Source organism: Arcicella sp. (assembly GCF_964672035.1).
In genome coordinates this window covers 23,129-45,239 of sequence record NZ_CBABQS010000004.1, presented here as the reverse complement: position 1 = coordinate 45,239, position 22,111 = coordinate 23,129, and the positions used below count along the sequence as shown (strand labels likewise).

17 protein-coding genes are annotated in these 22,111 nt (G+C 36.1%); 12 read left to right on the top strand and 5 right to left on the bottom strand.

Features of this window, described 5'->3' with window-relative positions; translation table 11 throughout:
- Positions 1 to 116 precede the first annotated feature (116 nt).
- Complete coding sequence (locus tag AC1W31_RS01935; protein WP_481732710.1) at positions 117 to 4,031, bottom strand: DEAD/DEAH box helicase; 3,915 nt, start codon at positions 4,029 to 4,031, stop codon at positions 117 to 119.
- 91 nt (positions 4,032 to 4,122) lie between these two features.
- Between AC1W31_RS01935 and AC1W31_RS01930 the strand changes: the two genes are divergently transcribed.
- The gene (locus tag AC1W31_RS01930) at positions 4,123 to 6,273 is read left to right on the top strand and encodes a ComEC/Rec2 family competence protein (protein ID WP_481732709.1); all 2,151 of its coding nucleotides are present in this window, start codon (positions 4,123 to 4,125) and stop codon (positions 6,271 to 6,273) included.
- Positions 6,274 to 6,303: 30 nt separating this feature from the next.
- A complete protein-coding gene (locus tag AC1W31_RS01925; protein WP_481732708.1) occupies positions 6,304 to 6,738 on the top strand; it encodes a Dabb family protein in 435 nt (144 codons plus the stop codon).
- A gap of 103 nt (positions 6,739 to 6,841) precedes the next feature.
- Here AC1W31_RS01925 and AC1W31_RS01920 read toward each other — a convergent pair whose 3' ends face one another.
- On the bottom strand, positions 6,842 to 8,728 hold the full coding sequence (locus AC1W31_RS01920; protein WP_481732707.1) for an ABC-F family ATP-binding cassette domain-containing protein: 1,887 nt from the start codon (positions 8,726 to 8,728) through the stop codon (positions 6,842 to 6,844).
- Between the two features lie 45 nt (positions 8,729 to 8,773).
- Here AC1W31_RS01920 and AC1W31_RS01915 point away from each other — a divergent pair, with 45 nt between their 5' ends.
- Positions 8,774 to 9,988 carry an NADH-quinone oxidoreductase subunit D gene (locus tag AC1W31_RS01915; protein WP_481732706.1) on the top strand — a complete coding sequence of 405 codons (1,215 nt, stop codon included), beginning with the start codon at positions 8,774 to 8,776 and terminating at the stop codon, positions 9,986 to 9,988.
- A gap of 155 nt (positions 9,989 to 10,143) precedes the next feature.
- Entirely contained in the window at positions 10,144 to 12,087 is a 1,944-nt protein-coding gene (locus AC1W31_RS01910; protein ID WP_481732705.1) for a KUP/HAK/KT family potassium transporter, read from the top strand.
- Positions 12,088 to 12,214: 127 nt separating this feature from the next.
- Here the strand turns inward: AC1W31_RS01910 and AC1W31_RS01905 are convergent, their stop codons facing one another.
- From AC1W31_RS01905 to AC1W31_RS01895, 3 genes are all read right to left on the bottom strand, one after another.
- Entirely contained in the window at positions 12,215 to 12,502 is a 288-nt protein-coding gene (locus AC1W31_RS01905; RefSeq protein WP_481732704.1) for a hypothetical protein, read from the bottom strand.
- A gap of 6 nt (positions 12,503 to 12,508) precedes the next feature.
- Positions 12,509 to 12,658, bottom strand: a complete 150-nt coding sequence (locus AC1W31_RS01900) for a hypothetical protein (RefSeq protein WP_481732703.1) — start codon at positions 12,656 to 12,658, stop codon at positions 12,509 to 12,511.
- A gap of 118 nt (positions 12,659 to 12,776) precedes the next feature.
- Positions 12,777 to 13,001 carry a hypothetical protein gene (locus tag AC1W31_RS01895; protein WP_481732702.1) on the bottom strand — a complete coding sequence of 75 codons (225 nt, stop codon included), beginning with the start codon at positions 12,999 to 13,001 and terminating at the stop codon, positions 12,777 to 12,779.
- A 405-nt stretch (positions 13,002 to 13,406) separates the two neighbouring features.
- Between AC1W31_RS01895 and AC1W31_RS01890 the strand changes: the two genes are divergently transcribed.
- From AC1W31_RS01890 to AC1W31_RS01855, 8 genes are all read left to right on the top strand, one after another.
- Positions 13,407 to 16,346: a DEAD/DEAH box helicase gene (locus tag AC1W31_RS01890; protein ID WP_481732701.1), complete on the top strand. Its 2,940-nt coding sequence runs from the start codon at positions 13,407 to 13,409 to the stop codon at positions 16,344 to 16,346.
- A gap of 73 nt (positions 16,347 to 16,419) precedes the next feature.
- Positions 16,420 to 17,775, top strand: a complete 1,356-nt coding sequence (locus AC1W31_RS01885) for a sigma-54-dependent transcriptional regulator (protein WP_481732700.1) — start codon at positions 16,420 to 16,422, stop codon at positions 17,773 to 17,775.
- A gap of 53 nt (positions 17,776 to 17,828) precedes the next feature.
- The gene (locus AC1W31_RS01880; RefSeq protein WP_481732699.1) at positions 17,829 to 17,975 is read left to right on the top strand and encodes a hypothetical protein; all 147 of its coding nucleotides are present in this window, start codon (positions 17,829 to 17,831) and stop codon (positions 17,973 to 17,975) included.
- Positions 17,972 to 19,354 carry a sensor histidine kinase gene (locus tag AC1W31_RS01875; RefSeq protein WP_481732698.1) on the top strand — a complete coding sequence of 461 codons (1,383 nt, stop codon included), beginning with the start codon at positions 17,972 to 17,974 and terminating at the stop codon, positions 19,352 to 19,354. Before AC1W31_RS01880 ends, AC1W31_RS01875 begins: the two co-directional genes overlap by 4 nt.
- A gap of 22 nt (positions 19,355 to 19,376) precedes the next feature.
- A complete protein-coding gene (locus tag AC1W31_RS01870; protein WP_481732697.1) occupies positions 19,377 to 19,970 on the top strand; it encodes a 5-formyltetrahydrofolate cyclo-ligase in 594 nt (197 codons plus the stop codon).
- A 205-nt stretch (positions 19,971 to 20,175) separates the two neighbouring features.
- Entirely contained in the window at positions 20,176 to 20,583 is a 408-nt protein-coding gene (locus tag AC1W31_RS01865) for a hypothetical protein (protein WP_481732696.1), read from the top strand.
- A 39-nt stretch (positions 20,584 to 20,622) separates the two neighbouring features.
- The gene (locus AC1W31_RS01860; RefSeq protein WP_481732695.1) at positions 20,623 to 21,615 is read left to right on the top strand and encodes an aspartate-semialdehyde dehydrogenase; all 993 of its coding nucleotides are present in this window, start codon (positions 20,623 to 20,625) and stop codon (positions 21,613 to 21,615) included.
- 118 nt (positions 21,616 to 21,733) lie between these two features.
- Positions 21,734 to 22,102 (top strand): VOC family protein, encoded by a 369-nt coding sequence (locus tag AC1W31_RS01855; RefSeq protein ID WP_481732694.1) that lies wholly within the window; start codon positions 21,734 to 21,736, stop codon positions 22,100 to 22,102.
- Positions 22,103 to 22,111 lie beyond the last annotated feature (9 nt).

The window sequence follows — 22,111 nt, the reverse complement described above, 5'->3', positions numbered from 1 at the left end:
CGATTAGACCACAGATTTGGCGAATTGAACGGATTTACACGGATAAAAAAATAAAAATCTGTGTAAATCAGCTCAATTCGCCAAATCCGTGGTCTAATCGTTTCTGCTATTATTTCCTACGAAAACAAATCAATAATATCATTCTGAGACAATTTTTTCAAGAATCCATCTTCCGTACTAATAACGTCTTTGGCAATATCACGTTTTTTGTCTTGAAGCAACAAAATCTTTTCTTCAATAGTATCTTTACAAATCATTCTGTAAGCAAAAACCTTTTTCTTCTGCCCAATTCTGTGCGTTCTATCAATGGCTTGTTGCTCAACGGCTGGATTCCACCAAGGGTCAACTAAGTAAACATAATCTGCCTCAGTTAAGTTGATTCCAACGCCACCCGCTTTCAAACTCATTAAAAATACTCGACAAGAATCATCTTCTTGGAAGTGATTTACACGGTCGGCACGGTCGGTGGTTTTGCCATCTAAATATTCATATTTGATTTTATGTTTTTCTAAATGCCCTTTAATTAAATCTAACATTTTCAAGAACTGACTGAAAATTAAGATTTTATGATTTCCTGCATTCTCCTCAATTTCACGAACAATTTCTTCTAATTTAGCCGAATTCTGGTCGTATTCTATCTCATCATTCAATAAAGCAGGACTATCACAAATCTGGCGAAGTTTTAAAAGTGCTTCTAAAATCAAAAATGATGATTTTGCTCTTCCGTCAATTGCCATTTTATCGACCAATTTCTGACGGTACATTTCCCTAAAAGTATCATAAACTTTGCGTTGTTTTACATCCATTTCACAGTAAATAATACTTTCCGTTTTGTCTGGAAGGTCTTTTGCCACTTCCTCTTTTGTCCGTTTAAGCATGAATGGATACACAATTTTACGCAACTGAGCCGCCTTTTCTTTGTCTTGCATCTTGTCAATTGGCGTAGCAAATTCAGTCTTGAAAAATTCGGCGCTTCCTAATAATCCAGGGTTCAAAAATTCCATTTGTGAATATAAATCGAACGTGTTGTTTTCCACTGGTGTCCCCGTCATCACTAAACGGTTACGAGAATTCAATAATCTGGCAGCTTTTGAAATTAATGAGTCAGGATTTTTAATGGCCTGCGACTCATCAAGAACGATATAATTAAAATCAAATTCACGGAATAGTTCAACATCTGAACGCACCATTCCGTAGGTTGTTAGGATAATATCATAGTCTTTCCAATGCTCATTTACCTTCTGACGAGTACCACCACGATGGACGTATAATTTCAAATCTGGGCAAAATTTTGCTGCTTCTGCCTGCCAGTTGAAAATCAAAGTCGTTGGTAAAACCACCAAATGAACACTGTGCTTATTACGATTTTGTTGTTCTTGTAGGAAGGTTAACATTTGTAATGTTTTACCCAATCCCATATCATCGGCAAGAATACCACCCCACGAAAATTCGTCCAAGAAATTTAACCACTTGAACCCTTCAACTTGATAATCACGCAGTTTGGCTTGAATGTTAGTTGGCAATGGAATTTCTGCCATCTCCTTGAAATTCAACAACTTACTTTTCTTTTCAAATAATTCTTGTTCAAGTTCAAAATTGTTAATATCTTTTCCTAATTCATCAATTAAAGAGAAATGAAGTTTAGAAATCTGTAATTCTTCGCCTTTTACTCGCCCAAATTTTAAGATATTTTCGTACTTTTTCAACCATTCTTCGGGTAACATTCCTAATGAACCATCACTCAATTCAACGTAATTTTGTTTCTTTAAAACGGCCTTCTGAATTTCTTTTATTCCTACAAATTGGTCTCCAAATTGTACTTCAATGTGCATATCAAACCAGTCGATTCCAGAACCCGTTGTAACCGTGAATACCGCTTTGTTTGGGTTATATTTGAATTTCTTTAATTCCTTGAATCCCAAAATAGTTACATTTTGTTCTTTCATGGCTTCAAAGAATTTGAAGAGCCAACCTTCTTTCAAAACATCGTTGAAAGGTAAATAAAAGAATGGATATTGTTCTTGACTATTAAAATCGGTATTTTGTTCACGAATAATATCGTAATGATATTTTTCAGCATCAGGATTCCTTTCTTGAATCGTGATTTTATCAGAATCGTAATTGATTTTATTGATTTTTTGGTCGTGCGAGAATTCAACAACTTGTTGTTCCTCTCTTTCTTGCGTATAATACTCATACACAGGAATTAACATCAAATTTGACTCGTCTTCTTTCAAATAAACTTTAGCTTCTTTGAAGGTAAGTGTTTGATTTTCAATTTCTTGTGAAATTTGAAGGTCTATCGTAAACTTCTCGGCAAGGGGTAAAACAAACTCTTGAAAGAATCCTGAAAAGTTAGATTTGCGAACTTTAATGATACCATTTTTTGGCAAATAACTCAATAAATTGGCAACTTCTGGATTGGCTAATTTGTAAATATTTTTTCCAAAAGTACGAGTCCAATAACTACCAGGATTGGTAACCGATGCCAATTTTATTTTTTTACCGTGAAGTTTCGTAAAACCTTCCAAAACCACAAAATCATCTTCCTCTTTCAGCACGAAAAATGGCAAAATTTGTTCCGTTGAAATTTGGGCTTCTTCAATATCGGTTTGACTTCCTACATACGAAGTCCTGCTCGTAAATACCTGTTTATCAGCTAATAAGCTAAAAATTTTATTGAGCTTTTTGTTGATATATTCCTCAATAATTGGCGCATCAATAGCAGAAAGTTCATCCCGATTCAAGTAGTCGTAAAAGTAAGGGAGGTGCAAATCTTTTTTCTTGCCAAAATTCTTTAACCCATCGTCTTTAATGCTGTTTATTAAGCTAATTATCTGATTATCAGAATCTTCCATTTTTGGAAGATTGTCGATATCACTTTCTTTTAACGTGCGGATATAGGTCATTTTGCCATTTGGACTTGGCTTGTATGAGTACGTATCCACGGCAATATCGTTCACAAATTCTTCACCTTTACATCTAATTACGTACAAAATATGACGTTGTTCTTTCGAACCATCTTCAATTCCGACCGAAAAAGTTGTTTCGGGCGTTCTGAAAATTCGATTATTCAAGGCTCGCCAATTTTGAAATTGACTTACTTTTTGGATACTCACATCAAGTTTTACTAACTGAACTGCTCCGTCTGTTTTAAGTTTGAAATCAAATTTTCCTCTCAAATCATCTTCCAATGTGAAGCCAAATTCTGCGAGAAGTTTATTTTTTTCGGCCGTATAATCTCGCATTTTATCGAAAGGACTATTGGCTCCGTAGGTATCTCGAATGACAATTAATGCTCCTAATTTATGAATACAAGCCTGATTTTCCAGGTCTTGTGAACATGAGCAATGTGTGGAAATTTCACCGTTAAACTGTAATTTGGTAAATTTTGTGTTAAAAACCTCATTTTTATAATGAACTTCAACCTCAGCTTCACCATTTAAAGCCTTTAAAATTGTGGCTTTTTTGATGGTGCTTCGGTTTTTCCAATCATCGAGAGAAACCAAATTTTTCAAAGTCCAATCATCAAAAGAACTAATTCTTATAATGTGTTGAGATGTAGGATAGGTTTTTTTCTTTGGGGCCGCACTAACACTCGGATTCAGAGAGGTATATCTCGAAAGTTCATTTTCCAACACTAATAAAGAAGCAACTCGGTGTTTGCAAATTCCGCCCCAATCGTAATCGCACGAACAATTTGTATTAATAATTGGCGTGTTCCAATTTTTTATGGTAACTGCATAACTCTTTGAACTTGAACCACTTTTGGCTTTAAAGGTCGCTAATCCTTTCTCAACATTTGAGAAATTCTCAGTTGTGATTCCTCCACTCGCAAAAATGGCTTTCCCTTTCGAGATGCTCTGAGGAAGAGCATTTGATTTAAGATATTTTTTTAATCTTTCAATAACAACTAATGACATATCGCTTGGTGCTGATTTTAAAATTTCGCTAATCCGCAAAGGTACGAAATTTGACACTGATAAAGGAGGAGAAAAAGGAAAAGGTTGATAAATAGTATAATTTGTCATAAATGACTACTTTTAAAATTTCTCAATTCTCCGTTTTTAATTCTACTAATAATTCGCTAATTTGTATAAATAAACTACAAATTAGACGAAAATGAATCACTTCTCACCTTTTCCATTCGTTCGCTATACCATTTTATTGATTAGTGGAATTTTTCTGTACAATTTTTTACCGTATTCAAATCTTCCACTTTTTGTGGGAATAGGCATTGGGCTTTTATTTATTTATTCCTTTCTTTTTGTTTTTCGACAAAGAATTAAAAACCCATTATTAACTGGAATTATTGGTGGAACGATTTTAATTTTTACGGGTTATTTTCTTTCTTTTTTGCGAACAGAAAATAATAGCTCCCACCATTATTCACACCATATTGGTGAATTTGAATATTTTGAAGTAACTGTGGATAACTTGGTTGAAGAAAAAGAAAATTCTTGGAAAACCGTTGGAGTAATTCGGTCAATTATATCAAATAATTCGATTTTATCCACTTCTGGAAAAATCTTACTTTATTTTGATAATAAAACTATTGAGAAACCTAAATACGGAGATATTTTTTTTGTGAAAGGAAATCCGCAAGAAATTGCTTTACCCAAAAATCCAGAAGAGTTTAATTATCAAAATTATATGCGTCGGCAAAATATTGAACATCAACAATATTTACGTTCCGAAAATCTTGAAAAAATAGGAAATAAACCGCCTGACATTTTAATGAATTTTGCTTTGCAAATAAATGCTCGTGCAGATTCAATTCTCACGACTTTCGTAGAAGGAAAAAATCAGTATGGAGTTGCCAATGCAATGATACTTGGACAGCGAGATGATTTATCCAACGATTTGATGCAAGCATATTCTGCTGCTGGAGCAATTCATGTACTTTCTGTTTCGGGTTTGCACGTTGGGGTAATTTATGCTGTTTTGTTGTGGATTTTTGGACGCATGAAACGAAAAGGTAAATCGGGAAAAATTAGTTTTTTTTGTCTGATTTTTTCGGTTCTGTGGTTTTATGCTTTTGTCACGGGTTTGTCTTCGCCCGTTTTGCGTTCATCCATCATGTTTTCAATTTTCCTGATTGCTGAAACATTTAATAAAAATAAAGATGGATATAATACCACCGCTTTGTCGGCTTTTGTGCTTTTGCTCTATAATCCGAATTTTTTATTTAATGTTGGTTTTCAATTATCCTATTTGGCAGTTTTCGGAATGATTCATTTTCAACCAAAACTTAATCCGCTATTGCCAATTGATAAGAATAAAAGTTGGTTACATTGGTCGGGCGATAGAACTTGGAAAGTTACCACTGTTGCCGTTGCGGCTCAAATTGCTACCTTCCCAATTACGATTTATTACTTTCACCAATTTCCAAATTACTTTATTTTAGCCAATCCCATCGTGATTTTATTGTCTTCTATTGTGCTAATGTACGGCTTAGGATTTGTGATTTTAGCTGAATTGTTACTTCTTTTCAACCAAATTACAATTATCAATTTTTTTGGCCAAGGTTTGAAATATACAATTTTATGGTTGAATGAAACGGTGCTTTTCTTTGAGCAATTACCATTATCAATTACTAAATTTCTCTGGATTTCTACCTACGAAATGGGGCTATTATACGGCTTAATTTTTGGATTTGTTGCTTTATGGAAAACTCGTAAATACATCTGGGTGTGGATAAATTGTGGAATTGTGGGTAACTTAATTGTTTTGAGCGTTCTTGGAAATATTCAACGAAAAAATCAAGAATTATCAACAATTTTATCCACACCTAAGCATTCTACTTTAACTTTTATTGAAGGTAAAAATGCTACTATATTGGCTGATAAAGCTTTTTTGGTAAGTAGAAAGGATATTGGATTTCGAGTAAATAATTATTGGTCAAGCTTCGGTATTAGAGATACTTTAAAGGTTGATTTATTACAAAAATATAATTCTTTAAATAATATGGTCAAGGTTGTGAGTCATGATTCTATTGCTGTGATTGCGTGGAAAGAGAAGACATTTTTGTGGATTGGCAAAAATATGAAGCACAAGGATTTGGAGGTAAAAAACGCATCATTTGACTATTTGATTTTAGCTAATAAATCAGTTAAAGACCTAAATCAAATTATTGGAAAAGTACAATTTGAAAATTTAATCATTGATGGTTCTTATACACGTTGGTATGCAGATAAGTTATCTACGCAAGCGGAAGAATTGGGCTTAAAATATTATGATTTGAGTAGGAGTGGAGCGTTGAAAATAGAGTAATTATTCTTAATTTTAGATAAAAACAATACTATGGAAAATTCATCAAGAAGAGAATTCTTAGAAAAATCAACGGCTGCTTTGGTGGCAGGTACAGTTATGACAACATTCGCAAGTTCGGAGGCAGAAGCCAGTATTACGGTTGACGCTCCAATCTCATTTGTTCACCACGTTTTCTTTTGGTTGAAAGACCCAAAAAATAAGCAAGACCATGATAAATTATTGGCTGGATTGCGAGGCTTAGGAAAAATTAAGGAAATCAAAATGGCTCACATTGGCTCGCCGTCAATTAACGAGTTTGATAAATCTGTAACGGATGCTTCGTACTCATTTTCAGTACTATTAATCTTCGCTAATAAAGTGGATGAAGAGAAATATTTGGTAAATCCTTTGCACAAAAAATTTATTGAAGATCACAAAAATCTTTGGTCGAAAGTAGTAGTCTATGATTCTGCTTTAATTAAATAAAATTAGACCACGGAGTGTACAGATTAGACTGATTTGCACGGATAAAAGTTAAAAAATCTGTGTAAATCAGTGACATCTGTACAGTCCGTGGTCTATTTTGAATCTACATATTCTCCGAAATTTCTAACCAACGCAATTCTTTTTCGTCTAATTCATTGGTAAGTTTTTCGATTTCTTTTGCCCAATTTGCCAAATCTTCATACGAGCCACCGCCATTTAATTGCTCGGTTAATGCTTCTTTTTTAGCTTCCAAATGCTCAATCGCTTTTCCTAAATCGTCGTATTCTTTTTGCTCCTTGAAAGATAATTTCTTTTTAATTGTCTGAGGCTTTTCAACCGTTGTAGAAAGATTATTTCCTCCCGATTTTTTGCTTTCTTCTGCTATCTGTCTATTATCCGCTGCTGCTTCTGGCGAATCAACCCATTCTCGATAATCGGTATAGTTTCCTGGGAAATCACGAATAACGCCATCGCCTTCAAAAACAAAAAGGTGTTCTACCAATTTATCCATGAAATAACGATCGTGAGATACCAAAATAATACAGCCACCGAATGCCATCAAGAAGTCTTCCAAGATGTTAAGGGTCTGAATATCAAGATCATTGGTAGGTTCATCGAGAATCAAAAAATTGGGATTTTGGATTAAGACTTTCATCAATTGTAAACGTCTTTTTTCTCCACCTGATAACTTTTCGACCATCCCGTATTGTACTTTTGGGTCGAATTTAAAGTGGGTCAAAAACGCACTTGCCGAGATAGTTTCGCCCGTTCCAACGGTTACAACTTCGGCAATTTCTTTGATCACGTCAATTACTCGGTCGGTTAGATTGAACTCCAAATCGCCCTGCGTGTAATATCCATAAACAACGGTTTCGCCCGAAGTGATTTTACCCGAATCTGGTTTTAGATTTTGGGTAATCATGTTCAAAAAGGTGGATTTCCCAATACCGTTTTTACCAATAATCCCAATTCGGTCGCCTCTTTGAAATACGTAAGAAAAATGATCAACAATCTTCTGATTTCCAAAAGATTTACTCAAATCATCAATTTCTAAAATCTTACTTCCTTGACGACTCATCTTGACATTCAACAACACTTTCGATTCGTCTTTGGTCTGTGAAGCCTTGTCTTTCAATTCGTGAAAAGCATCAATACGGTACTGAGCCTTCGTTCCACGGGCTTTTGGTTGTCTCCGCATCCATTCTAATTCAGTACGGAGCGTATTTTTTGCTTTGTCGATACTGGAAGCTTCGGAGGCTTCACGTTCGGCTTTTTTCTCCAAAAAGTACCCGTAATTTCCTTTGTAAGTATGGATATTTCCGTTCTCTAATTCAACAATATTATTACAAACTCTATCCAAAAAGTATCTATCGTGGGTTACTAAAAGCACCGTGATATTTTGGGCAGAAAGTGTTTGTTCGAGCCATTCAATTGTTTCTAAATCAAGATGGTTGGTAGGCTCATCAAAAATCATAAAATCGGGTTCTTCAATCAAAACTTTCGCCATCGCTACACGCTTACGTTGCCCGCCCGAAAGTTCAGAAACCTTACGTTCGATGTCATGAATGCCTAATTTTCCAAGAATTTGTTTCACCCGACTTTCATAATCCCAAGCCTGATATTTGTCCATCAATTCGAGGGCGTTCGACAATAAATCCATGTCTTCAGGATGCAATTGCGACTTTTCGTAAAGCTTAATAGCTTGATTTGCAGGAGATTCGCCCATAAAAAGCGTATCCATTACCGTCAAATTCTCATCAAAAGAAGGACTTTGAAAAAGATAGCCCACCGAAATTCCTTTGCGGATAGAAACCGTTCCTTCATCGGCAGGAATAATACCCGCCAAAATGTTCATCAAAGTAGTTTTGCCCGTACCATTTTGCCCGACCAAGGCAACCTTATCGCCTTTGAGGATACCAAAGTTGATTCCTTTAAATAACCAACGCTCGTTATAATTCTTAGAGATGTTCTCTGCTGATAAATAATTCATGGTGCAAAGGTAAGGCAAGGTTATGAAAATCCGTAATTTTACAACATGAACAAAATCCAATATCAATATAAACCCGAAAATTTCAAACTTTCTGACCCAAACAAGTACGTTTTGGAAAACTTGCGGTCGGAGGAAATGATTTTGTCTTTGGGACCACAGCACCCTTCTACGCACGGAGTTTTACGGATGGAAGTAATTTCTGACGGTGAATTGGTCGTGGATGTTATCCCACATTTGGGGTATCTTCATCGTTGTTTCGAGAAACACGCTGAATCTTTGCCATTCAACCAAATCATTCCGTACGTGGATAGAATGGACTATTTGGCATCAATGAACTCGGAACACGCTTACGTAATGGGCGTGGAAAAAATGTTGGATTTGACGGGAAAACTTCCCAAACGGATTGAATATATCCGTGTTTTAGTGGCAGAAATGAACCGCTTGGCTTCGCATTTTGTGGCAATTGGCACGTATGGACTTGATATTGGGGCATATACGGCATTTTTGTGGATTATGCGTGACCGTGAACATATTCAACGACTTTTGGAGTGGGTTTGTGGAGCGAGAATGCTCTATAATTATATTTGGGTGGGTGGTTTATTTTATGATTTGCCCGTAGGTTTTGAAGAACGTTGTACGGAATTTATCAATTACCTAAAGCCCAAAATGATAGAATTGCGTGAGTTGATCATTGAGAATAAAATCTTTGTGCAACGCACGGCAAATGTGGGCGTTTTACCGATGGATTTAGCGATAAATTACGGTTGTACGGGTCCCGTTTTGAGAGGTTCGGGGTTGAAACTTGACCTTCGGAAAGTGGATGGTTATTCGGTTTATCCAGAAATGGATTTTGATATTCCTGTTGGGAAAGGTGAAATGGGAACGGTGGGCGATTGTTGGGATAGAAATTATGTGCGGGTGCAAGAATGCGATGAATCCATTAAAATTATTGAGCAATGTCTTATTCAACTAAAAAATGATCATAAACGTACCACTAATTTTGACCCGCAAGCCTTAGTTCCGAAGAAAATTCGTCCGCAAGCCATGGATTTTTACGCTCGTGCCGAAAATCCAAAAGGGGAATTAGGTTTCTTTTTTCGCACGGATGGGCGTTCAGATATTCCTGTACGCTTAAAAGCTCGTGCGTGTTCATTGCATAATTTGTCGATTATTCCAGAAATCAGCCGTGGAGCCATGTTGGCGGATTTAGTAGCGATTATTGGGTCGATGGATTTGGTAATGGGAGAGGTTGATAGATGATTTTTTACCCCAAATAAATCATTAGAAATATTATATTTGCTTTTGATAGTAAAGAAATCGTAATATTGTCAGATAAAAATTTATTAACCCTAAATAATTGTAATATTTCAAGGAATTTTATTAACTACTCTTGACATTACACTTCGAGTCCTTTTATGGAACACAAAAGCATGGACAAAGCCACCGCAGCGGGTCTGCTGGTAGCGATGGGAATTATTTATGGCGACATCGGAACTTCTCCGTTGTACGTTATGCAGTCAATCATCGACAAAGAGCCTATTGATGAACGCACAGTTTTGGGAGGTTTATCTTGTATCTTCTGGACGCTCACTCTCCAAACAACACTCAAATATGTTATCTTGATTCTTCGAGCCGATAACCGTGGTGAAGGAGGTATTTTAGCCCTTTTTGCGCTGGTACGTAGGCACGCAAAATGGCTTACCATTCCAGCGATTATTGGAGCGGCAACCCTTTTAGCCGATGGTGTAATCACGCCACCCATTTCAGTTGCCTCCGCAGTGGAAGGATTACTGAAACTATACCCAGACCTTCAAACTGTTCCCATTGTAATTGCGATTATTACTGGATTATTTTTATTCCAAATGTTTGGAACAAAAGTGGTTGGACGTGCTTTTGGGCCTGTAATGCTTATTTGGTTTGGGATGTTGGCGATTTTAGGAACCATCTGGATTTCACAGGATTGGACGATTCTAAAGGCTGTCTCTCCTTATTATGGATACGAATTACTGGTAAATCCACACGGTGGTGATGAAGGTTTCTGGATTTTGGGAGCCGTTTTCTTATGTACAACGGGGGCGGAAGCGCTTTATTCAGATTTAGGACATTGTGGTCGTGGAAACATCAGAATCAGTTGGATATTCGTGAAAATCTGTTTGTTACTTCAATATTTTGGACAAGGGGCATGGTTATTATCTCATAATGGCGAACTTTTGAACGGACGTAAACCTATCTTTGAATTGATGCCAGAATGGTTCCTGATTTATGGAATTGTCATTGCTACGGCAGCCGCAGTAATTGCCAGTCAGGCTTTGATTTCGGGTTCGTTCACCTTAGTTTCAGAAGCTATTCGTTTGAATTTTTGGCCAAAAGTACGTTTGCATTATCCATCCGACCAAAAGGGACAATTGTATGTTCCGAGTATGAATATTTTTCTTTGGTTGGGGTGTATCGGCATTGTTTTGTGGTTTAGAGAATCCGCCAATATGGAAGCGGCGTATGGTTTAGCAATTACGCTCACGATGTTGATGACTACTTCATTATTTGCTTATTATCTTCACATTAAAAAGATTGATATGTGGTGGGTAATCGCTTTTATCATTGTTTACGTTGGCATTGAAGGCGCATTTTTAGTGGCAAATCTTCGTAAATTTGTGCATGGTGGTTATGTATCTCTATTTATTGCTTTTGTGATTATTGGTTTGATGGTGATATGGTACAGAGCCAATATCATTAAAATGCGTTTGACTGAATACGTGAAATTGGCGGATTATATCGAGCCTTTAAAAGAATTGAGTCAGGATATGAGTATTCCAAAATATGCAACGCACTTAGTTTTTATGTCTAATGCGGCACGTTTGAGTGAAATAGAAAATAAAATTATCTATTCAATTTTCCAAAAACGTCCAAAACGAGCGGATATTTATTGGTTTGTCCACGTCGATACCATGGATGATCCTTATGCGATGGAATATAAAGTGAGCGTGATTGAACCCGACGATGTGATTAAGGTAAATTTTAAATTGGGTTTCAAAGTTGATCAAAAGATAAATCTATATTTCCGAAAAGTAGTAGAAGATATGGTTCAAAAAGGCGAAGTAGATATCACTTCTCGTTATGAATCATTAAATAAACAAAATGTAATCGGTGATTTCCGTTTTGTGGTTTTAGAGCGTTTTCTTTCTTTCGATAATAAATTGTCAATTTTTGAAGGAACAATCATGAAAGCCTACTTCTTCATTAAAGACTTTACACCGTCGGAAGATAAATGGTTTGGGCTTGATACTTCAGCCGTGAAAGTTGAGAAAGTTCCGTTGGTTATTCGCCCGATGGAAAATGTAAAATTGAAACGAATTGAGTAATTTATCGTCAATTATATAACACAAAAAAGCCGTTTAGAGCAATCTAAACGGCTTTTTTAACATCTTAAATCTCAAGATGTCAATACTGCTTTTACCATCAAATACCAGAAAATCTACTTTTCCCAAGCTAAACGATTAACGGCTTTACCAGTTTGATAACCCAATCGCAAGCCTTCAGAGTAATCCATTCGATAATGAACACCCAGAGGAATGCGTGAATAAGCATTTTCTTCTGCCATCGCATCAAAACTTTTGAAGCTACGGAGTGTTCGTTAAATTCCGGTCTTCCTTCGTGATATTTATCGGTCATAGCGTACGTTTTTCCGTAAATATCATTCAATACTTCCGTTGCCACGGCCACGAAGGTTGAATGACCCGATGGATAAGCTGGAAAAGAAGGTGTTAAACCCTTCACTTTTACCTATGGATTTACCCAAGCTGAATTTATTTCTCTACGGATATAAGTAACGGGACGTTCAACATTATAAATATATTTTGAATTCCAGCAAGCTAAACCCGTATCGCTCAAACCCATTGTCACTTTTGCGTACGTATAAATGGCTTTTTCCAACGAATTTTTTCCTTTCTGATTACTTGTTGAGAAATGGCAATCTAACGAGTCGCTGGTTCAAAGGTTAATTTATAAATATCATCATTCCAAAATTCGCCAATCCATTTTTGATCATAAGTCAAGGGCGTCGTTGATTGGGGAACTTCAATACCCTGAAAGAAAAATGCAGAAGATGGGCTGGTACTATATGTAATAGGAGGAGGAGATAGTTTTTAGACTCAGTAATGGCAAAACTCCTTGATTTTCCCCAATATGGCAATAATGGCTTGCCATAATCTGGAAAAGAGGGTTGCCATTTTCCAGCCTCCGTTGGCGTTACATAATCAGTGGGTTGATTGTTCAAAAATATCCTTTGCTTCCCACCGCATCCGTTAACGAAAAATAAAAAACGGCTTTTGTAACCGCCTGACCGTATTGTTTTGAACGAGCCAATTCATCGGTATTGATTTCGGAAGCATCAAAATTAACGGAAAATTAAGGTTAAAGAGTGATTGGAATAAGATTCTATTTACTGATTTTACAGAATATTGAATCTTTCATTACATTCGAGTAATAATGCGTATTTTTTATAAATTTTCGTTGTCAACGGCATTTAGGCGAACAACAAGTCTAATCTACATGCCACCACTCTTGCCATTATCGTTTTATTTTTTTAGATTTGAGATTGATTAAATTGAAAAAAACGCAATTGTAGTGGGTTGCCTTCCCTTCAATCACAAACCAAACCACATCTTACGAAATAATACCGATGAAAGTTTATACTTCCGAACCTTTCCAAATTATCTACTCAATCCTAAATCATGAGTATTTAGGCTATCTTTTTGAGGCTTTTGTCGTGCAATTAGATGCTAAAAATGAACTCACTTTACTTAATCAAAACGTATCGGTTAAAAATATAAAGGAATTTAAACACGGACTCGACGAAAGCGATTTGTACCTTGTAAAACTGATTGATTCCATCCAACAAGAGCATATTTATAAGAAATTTGTCGGTACAAAAAAGCGTACTTTTACTGATTTTTTCTTGAAAGTTTACGATCCCCAAAAAGGCGAAAAAGCCACTCAGGAACTCATTACGAATTATGTTGATAAAATAAAAGCTGAAATGTTGCCAATGCTTTTGGGTAAGCAATTATACATTATGGGTGGTGATGGTAGCCCGATTTGGCAAAAAATTGATGTTCTGCCAGAGAAAGCAACGGTGCTTTTTCATTTTATGCGAAATGAAGAAAACACTCATTATTTTCCAAGAATACGATACGAAGGTGAAAAGGTAGATTTTCAGTATAAAAATGCTTTTATTGTCTGTGATGAACCTGCTTGGATGATTCTCGACAATAAATTATATCACTTCGCCAAAGATGTGGATGGCAAGAAGTTACGCCCGTTTCTTCATAAAAAATTTATCGTTATTCCCAAGAAAATTGAGGAGGATTACTACCGTAAATTCGTAACATCCATTATTACCATGTTTGATGTTTACGCCAAAGGTTTCGAGATTCGTTCAGAGACATTTTCGTGCGTACCAATCCTCAATTTTTCTGAGCAAAAAGCCATACAAACAACGCTTTTTGATTCGCCAGACAAAAATAATAGCAAAGAAAAAGACGATGCAGAATTAACCTTAAGTCTTTCTTTTCAATACGGGAAATATGCCTTTCCATTTGATGATTTTTCAGCTTCTGCCAACGTAAGCATGGAAAAATCGGGCGATGAATATGTCTTTCACAAAGTCCGTAGAGATTTAAAACAAGAAAAAGAGAAATTGTTGACTTTGAATGAATTAGGCCTAAAATTGAAGCAGGGAAAATCGATTTTATCTAAACCAGAAGCCTTTATGTGGTTACAAAAAAACTACGAAAATTTATCAGAAGCAGGTTTTAAAGTATTGCAAAATACCACTAATAATGGCAAAAAATATTTCTTGGGATATTCCACCATTGAGGTGAATATTGTGGAAGGAAATGATTGGTTTGATATTCACGCAAAAGTGCTTTTTGGCGAATATGAAATTCCATTTTTGAAGATTAGAAACTTGATTTTACAAGGCAAAAGAGAATTTTTATTGGATAACGGCGAAATTGCCGTCATTCCCGAAATTTGGTTTTCTCAATATTCAGAACTCTTTAATTTTATTGAACAAGATATTGATAATGAGCAATTTATCCTAAAAAAGTATCATGTTTCTTTGGTTCAAGATTTGCAAAGTGATTCCTTAGCAACGGCAGTTTTGAGTAGAAAATTAGAGAAACTACGTGATTTTGAGGAAATTCAAACGTACAATATTCCCAAAGGTTTCAAAGGTAAATTAAGACCTTACCAAAAGGCGGGTTATGACTGGATGCGTTTCTTGAATGAATACAATTTTGGGGGTTGCCTTGCCGATGATATGGGACTTGGAAAAACAGTGCAAACGCTCACCTTATTGGCTTCGCAAAAAGAGCAAAAAGTGCTTTCTCCCAGCCTATTGATTATGCCAACTTCACTGATTTATAATTGGGAAAAAGAGGCTCAAAAATTTACCCCAAACCTCAAAATTCTTACTTACACAGGCACAAATCGAGATAAAAATACCGAACAATTTAATCATTACGATGTTGTTTTGACTTCGTATGGCATCGTTCGGATTGATATTGATTTACTGAAAAATCATCGTTTCAATTACGTGATTTTGGATGAATCTCAAGCAATAAAAAATCCATCTTCCAACATCACCAATGCCGTAATGCAACTGAATTCTCGGCATCGTTTGGTGCTTACGGGAACTCCTTTGGAAAACAGCACGATGGATTTATGGTCGCAAATGACGTTTATTAATCCTGGCATTTTGGGAAGTCAACATTCTTTCAGAAATGAGTTTCAAATTCCGATTGAAAAAAAGGCGGATGGAATGAAGCTGAAAAGGCTTTATTCTATCATAAAACCATTCATGCTTAGGCGGCATAAGTCGCAGGTTGCCACCGAATTGCCGCCAAAAATTGAGGCCATTCATTACGCTCAAATGACTGAATTACAGGAAGTTGAGTATGAAGAAGCGAAGGCGTATTACCGAAATATGATTCTGAATCACATCGAAAAAGAGGGAATTTCCAAATCGCAAATGATGGTTTTGCAGGGTTTGACGAAATTGCGACAATTAGCCAATCATCCCCGACTCACCGACCAAGAATATGAAGGAGATTCTGGAAAATTAGATGATGTTATTCAGAAATTAGATACCATTTTAGAAGAAGGACATAAAGTGTTGATTTTCAGTCAATTTGTAAAGCACCTCAGTCTTTTTAGAGAACATTTAGACAAACAATCTCGCTCGTATGCGTATTTGGATGGCAGTACCAGCGACCGTCAGGCACAGGTAGAATTATTCCAAAATAATCCAAACATCCAAATTTTCTTGATTTCATTGAAGGCTGGTGGATTGGGACTAAACCTCACAGCGGCCGATTACGTCTTTATCTTGGATCCTTGGTGGAATCCCGCCATTGAAGCCCAAGCGGTTGACAGAGCGCATAGAATTGGGCAAGTTAACACTGTTTTTACGTACAAATTTATTACCAAAAATACAGTTGAAGAAAAGATTTTGGCCTTGCAACAAAGTAAAAAACGCCTTGCCAATGAGTTAATTACGACGGAAGAAAGCTTTGTGAAATCGTTATCGAAAGATGATGTTTTGGCTTTGCTGTCGTAGAATCCATGCAACTTTTAGGCTTCCAACTGCATCTTTGTTATATTTGAAATTACATTCCTACTAACCTTTGAAAATGCTTCTAAAAAATGCCAAAATATTAGCCGTTGATGATGACCAAGACGTATTGGTGGCGGTAAAAATGCTCCTTCGACCAGAGGTGAAAGAAATCGTTACTGAGAAAAATCCTGAGAAAATTTTATCGCTTTTAGCCCAAAATCAATTTGATTTGATTTTGTTGGATATGAATTATAAAAGTTCTTTAAATACAGGAAATGAGGGTATTTTTTGGCTTCGTAAAATCAGGGAAATCAACAAAAATGTTGCCGTGATTATGATTACAGCGTACGGAGATATTGATTTGGCAGTGCGTTCGGTAAAGGAAGGAGCAAATGATTTTGTGTTGAAACCTTGGCGAAATGAGAGGCTTTTGGAAACAATAGCTGTGAGCTGTGAGCAGTCAGCTATGAGTAAAAAGGATTCAAAAAGTTCATCATTCAAAGTTCAAAGCTCACTTCTGGGGAACTCCGAAGCGATGCAAGATGTGCTGTATAAAATTGAAAAAATTGCGCCTACCGATGCTAATATTCTGATTTTAGGAGAAAACGGAACGGGTAAAACCGAAGTGGCTAAACTGATTCATCAAAAATCATTACGTCATCAAAAACCCTTTGTATCCGCTGATTTAGGCTCTTTGACTGAAAGTTTATTTGAATCTGAACTCTTCGGACATAAAAAAGGAGCATTTACCGATGCTCGTGAAGATCGTGCAGGACGCTTTGAGTCTGCCAATGAAGGAACGCTTTTTTTGGATGAAATTGGGAATATTTCACTTCCACAACAAGCCAAACTATTGACCGTTTTGCAGAATCGAGAAGTGACCAGATTAGGCACAAATGCTCCCATTTCGATTGATATTCGCCTTATCTCGGCAACCAACGCACCCATCAAAGAAATGGCTTCGCAAAATCAGTATCGTAAAGACTTAATTTACCGTTTGAATACCATCGAAATCACGCTCCCGCCTTTGCGTATGCGGGGAAATGATGTAGTGCTTTTGGCGGAATATTTTATGAAAAGTTACGGCGAAAAATACCATAAAAATTTAGTTGAAATTGACGAAAAAGCGAAAGTAAAACTTCGTCAATATGCTTTCCCTGGCAATATTAGAGAACTCCAACACAGCATCGAAAGAGCAGTTATTATGGCTGACAATCAGGTGATTACGGCGAGAGATTTGGACTTAAATTCATCCATCGAAACGCCCGTGACGATGCCGCAAGAAAATACAACTTTACGGATTGATGAAATAGAAAAATCTACCATTTTGAAAGCCATTGAACGCCATGATGGAAACATTACAAAAGCCGCCCGTGAGTTAGGATTGACTCGAACGGCGCTTTATCGCAGGTTGGGAAAGTATGATATTTGAGCTACAGTAACATCACTCGTAAACACTCATCAACTCATATTCTATTTTTTACAATGAATAAAAGCAAAGATTTTTGGGATGATTTATCAGAGGAAGATAAAAAATCCATTGACCGAGGATTAGCGGATGTTAAGGCTAATCGTGTTAAACCCTACAAAGAAGTCATGCAAAAAATTAAAAACCGTTTACCAAAATCATGATTTTATTGAAAATACGCTACGAAATCAGTCTGACCATTCGGGTCATTTTGTTGCTTGCCAGCATCACGGCGGCGGCTTTTTGTATTGTCAGTAATCGCTACACTTTGTTGATTTTTGTGGGTTTAATGATTGTTTTTCAGATACTCAACTTCATTCAGTTTATCAATAAAACCAATACCGAACTTTCTCAATTTATCGAAGCCGTTCAATATCGAGACTTTTCCTTACAATTTACCGAAAAAAATGCCCCCGTTTCCGTGAGACAACTTCGCAGGGCTTTCAACCAAATTAATGCCACTTTCAAACAGCTTTCTTCTGAACGGGAGGAACAATATCAATATCTCCAAAAAATCTTAGAATTGGTTGATACTGGCATTCTTTCCTACGACCAAGAAGGAAACGTTGGCTGGATAAATGAGGCTTTCAAACGGATGATGAATGTGCCATATTTGAGAAATATTTCTTCACTCGAAAAAAGGGATATGTCTGTATATCAAGCCATAATGAGTCTTGAAAATGGAGATAGTCAGTTAGTGAAGATTAATCATAAACAGGTTTTATTAGCCAAGACTACTTTTTTAAACGAAGATATTGAGACAAATTTAATTGCTTTTCAGAACGTAAATGAAGCGATTGAAGACACCGAAGCGCAAGCCTATCAGAAACTTTTGCGGGTAATGACGCACGAAATCATGAACTCAGTTGCCCCAATTGCCTCTTTGGCGGAGACGATGGAGAGTGCTATCGCACGGAGGAAAGGAATTGAACGGAGGAATGGAGGAAGGGAGATTGGAGGAAAAATTAAGAACGGAGAAAAAGAAAATGACGATGAATTTGATGATATTTCTTTGGGTATTTCCACGATTCGTAAACGCAGTGAAAACCTCTTGAAATTTGCGGATACTTATCGACAATTAGCCAAAGTTTCCATGACATCGTTCTCGAAATTCTATATTCGGGATTTATTTGAAGGCGTTGAAATACTATTAGAAAACCAAATTGAGCAGCAAAATATTGAATTTGATGTCATCATTAAAGACTTTGAATTGATGATTGAAGGCGATATGGTTTTGATTGAACAAGTACTTATTAACTTGATAATCAACGCAATAGATGCGGTGAAGAATCAGGAAAATCCTAAAATTACACTTTCAGTATTTCAAAATAATCAACAACAAACCATCATTGAAGTTCGAGATAATGGTGTGGGAATGTCAGATGAATTGATGGATAAAATTTTCGTACCTTTTTTTACCTCCAAGCCCAACGGTTCAGGAATTGGTTTAAGTTTATCGAAGCAAATTATGGCTTTGCACAAAGGTACAATGACCGTAAATTCCGTTGAAAAACAAGGAACTTCTTTCCGATTGGGATTTTGAGAAATTGCTAAATTAAATATTCATGAAAAAATCTCAACTCCGCAAACATTACCTCTCCAAACGTAAGGCAATTTCTTCCGAAGAAATTACTATCAAAAGTCAACAAATTAAGGATTTATTTTTTGACAATTTTGACCTTTCAAAAGTAAAAAACCTTCATGTTTTCTTGCCAATCCTTAAACACAACGAAATTAACACTTGGCTGATTATCAAATATATACAAGAAAATTTACCCAAAATAAATATTATCATTCCAAAAATTATTTCGAAAAATTCTACCTTAGAAAATTACCATTTTGATGAAAAAAAATTAGTTAAAAACTCTTGGGGAATTTTAGAATCTTCGGGTAAAAATCAAGTCAAAATTTTGCCAGAACAAATAGATTTAGTGATAATTCCATTGTTAATTTTTGATAAAAATGGCAATCGAGTGGGTTATGGAAAAGGCTTTTATGACCGTTTTCTGCAAGAATGCAAACCAGAAATATTGAAAATTGGGGTGTGTTCAGAAGAAGCCATTGAATTGATTGAAGATACCAATGAATTTGACATAAAAATGGATTTTTGCATTACCCCGAATAAAATTTACAGATTTCAATATAATTTAAATGCCTAAAAATCAAATACTTAGATATTTCATAACTCATAGCTCATAATTCATAACTTAAAAAACCTTTTCTCTTCCAATTTTATAGGCTAATTTTGCGGACTTTTTCAGTAATCTAAGTATCGTGAAAATCAGGATATTATTCATTTTTTTAATTGGTTTTTATTCCAAATCATTCGCTCAGATTGATAGAAAAGTTTTGTTTCCAATAGAAGTGAAACAAAATATTTGGGGTACAAAATTTATCTACGACCGACAAACGATTGAAAACCCTTTGGGTTTACAGATACCTTTGTTACAGCTACGAGATACAGAAGTAAATTTTGAATATTTGACCTTTAAAAAGCAACGAAAAGCGGTTCAAATTGTGAGTTTAATTTCGACGGGATTTTCACTTTATACCATTTTTAACCGTGAAAAAGTATCGAGTGGCACGTATTGGGGAATTTTTGGCAGTACAGTTTTGATTTCGGGGTATTTGAATATTAAGTCAAATGTGCATTTAGGGAAGGCCATAAGAAGGTATAATGAAGTGGTTTCTGAAAATAAAATCGGCTTGGTTTTTGATAAATCTTTTGACAATCAGGCGATTTTAGGCGTAGAAATTTCGCATAGTTTTTGAATAATTTTTATATAATCAATTAATAATCAATCAGTTAAAATGAAAGTAGCAGTAGTCGGAGCCACAGGTTTGGTCGGTAGTGAAATCCTTAAAGTATTGGCGGAACGTAATTTCCCCGTAACAGAACTTATACCAGTTGCCTCTGAGCGTTCAGTGGGTAAACAGGTTGAGTTTAAGGGCAAACAGTATACCGTTGTAGGTTTTGATGATGCTATAACGATGAAACCAGACGTGGCGATTTTCTCGGCAGGCGGTGGAACATCATTGGAATTAGCCCCAAAATTTGCGGCAGCGGGTATCACAGTTGTTGATAATTCATCGGCTTGGAGAATGGACGAAACTAAGAAATTGGTCGTTCCAGAAATCAATGCGCATACGTTAACCGCCGAGGATAAAATTATTGCTAATCCTAATTGTTCAACCATTCAGATGGTGGTGGTTTTGAATCCTTTGCATAAAAAATATAAAGTAAAACGTGTGGTTGTTTCTACGTACCAATCGGTTACGGGAACGGGGAAAGCGGCAGTTGACCAACTTTTTGCCGAGCGTGAAGGTCGTACAGACGTTCCTGCGGTATATCCACACAAGATTGACTTGAACGTTTTGCCTCACATTGATGTATTTTTAGATAATGGTTACACCAAAGAAGAAATGAAAATGGTGAACGAAACCAAGAAAATCATGATGGATGATTCGATTCAAGTAACAGCCACAACGGTTAGAATTCCAACCATTGGTGGACACTCAGAGTCGGTAAATATTGAGTTTGAAAATGATTTTGACGTAGAAGAAATGAAGAGCATTTTAGCAGCAGAAGAAGGGATAATCTTGCAAGATGACCCTAAAAATGCTATCTATCCAATGCCAATCAATGCACATGGAAAGGATGAGGTTTTTGTCGGACGTATTCGTCGTGATTTAACGCAACCAAATACCGTAAATATGTGGATTGTCGCTGATAATTTGCGTAAAGGAGCGGCTACAAATGCCGTTCAAATTTGCGAGGCTTTAGCCAAAAACGGTCTTATTTAGTGGTATAATAAGGTTTGATTAAATGTTGGAGACAAGGCTTTTGCTTTGTCTCTTTTTTTGTACCTCTTAGTTTTTTATAAAAAATAAAACCTATTTTTGATCCTTAATTAACAAAATAATGAAACATAAAGCCCTATCAATCAGACCATTTATCGGAGCCAAAGAGTTTGAATTATCCCGTAATTTTTACCAAGATTTAGGATTCCAAGAAGTCGTTTTAGAACCTAATTTCTCTTATTTCAAAACGGAAGCAATTGGATTTTATCTGCAAGACTACTACATAAAAGATTGGATTGATAATTCCATGATTTTTATGGAAGTAGATAGCGTTGAAAGGTATTACCAAGAACTTTTGGCTTTAAATTTACCTTCAAAATACGAAGGCGTAAGACTGGTTCCCATCAAAACGAATGATTGGGGAAAAGAATGTTTTTTGCACGACCCTTCTGGAATTCTCTGGCATTTTGGCGAATTTTTTAATAAATAAAATCCATAA

Excerpts from the sequence above, each read along its gene's own strand:
- AC1W31_RS01875 (WP_481732698.1), top strand. The coding sequence starts at position 17,972 with ATGATTTTATTGAAAATACGCTACGAAATCAGTCTGACCATTCGGGTC.
- AC1W31_RS01855 (WP_481732694.1), top strand. The coding sequence starts at position 21,734 with ATGAAACATAAAGCCCTATCAATCAGACCATTTATCGGAGCCAAAGAG.
- AC1W31_RS01890 (WP_481732701.1), top strand. The coding sequence starts at position 13,407 with ATGAAAGTTTATACTTCCGAACCTTTCCAAATTATCTACTCAATCCTA.
- AC1W31_RS01910 (WP_481732705.1), top strand. The coding sequence starts at position 10,144 with ATGGAACACAAAAGCATGGACAAAGCCACCGCAGCGGGTCTGCTGGTA.
- AC1W31_RS01920 (WP_481732707.1), bottom strand. The coding sequence starts at position 8,728 with ATGAATTATTTATCAGCAGAGAACATCTCTAAGAATTATAACGAGCGT.
- AC1W31_RS01885 (WP_481732700.1), top strand. The coding sequence starts at position 16,420 with ATGCTTCTAAAAAATGCCAAAATATTAGCCGTTGATGATGACCAAGAC.
- AC1W31_RS01935 (WP_481732710.1), bottom strand. The coding sequence starts at position 4,031 with ATGACAAATTATACTATTTATCAACCTTTTCCTTTTTCTCCTCCTTTA.
- AC1W31_RS01915 (WP_481732706.1), top strand. The coding sequence starts at position 8,774 with ATGAACAAAATCCAATATCAATATAAACCCGAAAATTTCAAACTTTCT.
- AC1W31_RS01870 (WP_481732697.1), top strand. The coding sequence starts at position 19,377 with ATGAAAAAATCTCAACTCCGCAAACATTACCTCTCCAAACGTAAGGCA.
- AC1W31_RS01880 (WP_481732699.1), top strand. The coding sequence starts at position 17,829 with ATGAATAAAAGCAAAGATTTTTGGGATGATTTATCAGAGGAAGATAAA.
- AC1W31_RS01860 (WP_481732695.1), top strand. The coding sequence starts at position 20,623 with ATGAAAGTAGCAGTAGTCGGAGCCACAGGTTTGGTCGGTAGTGAAATC.
- AC1W31_RS01925 (WP_481732708.1), top strand. The coding sequence starts at position 6,304 with ATGGAAAATTCATCAAGAAGAGAATTCTTAGAAAAATCAACGGCTGCT.
- AC1W31_RS01930 (WP_481732709.1), top strand. The coding sequence starts at position 4,123 with ATGAATCACTTCTCACCTTTTCCATTCGTTCGCTATACCATTTTATTG.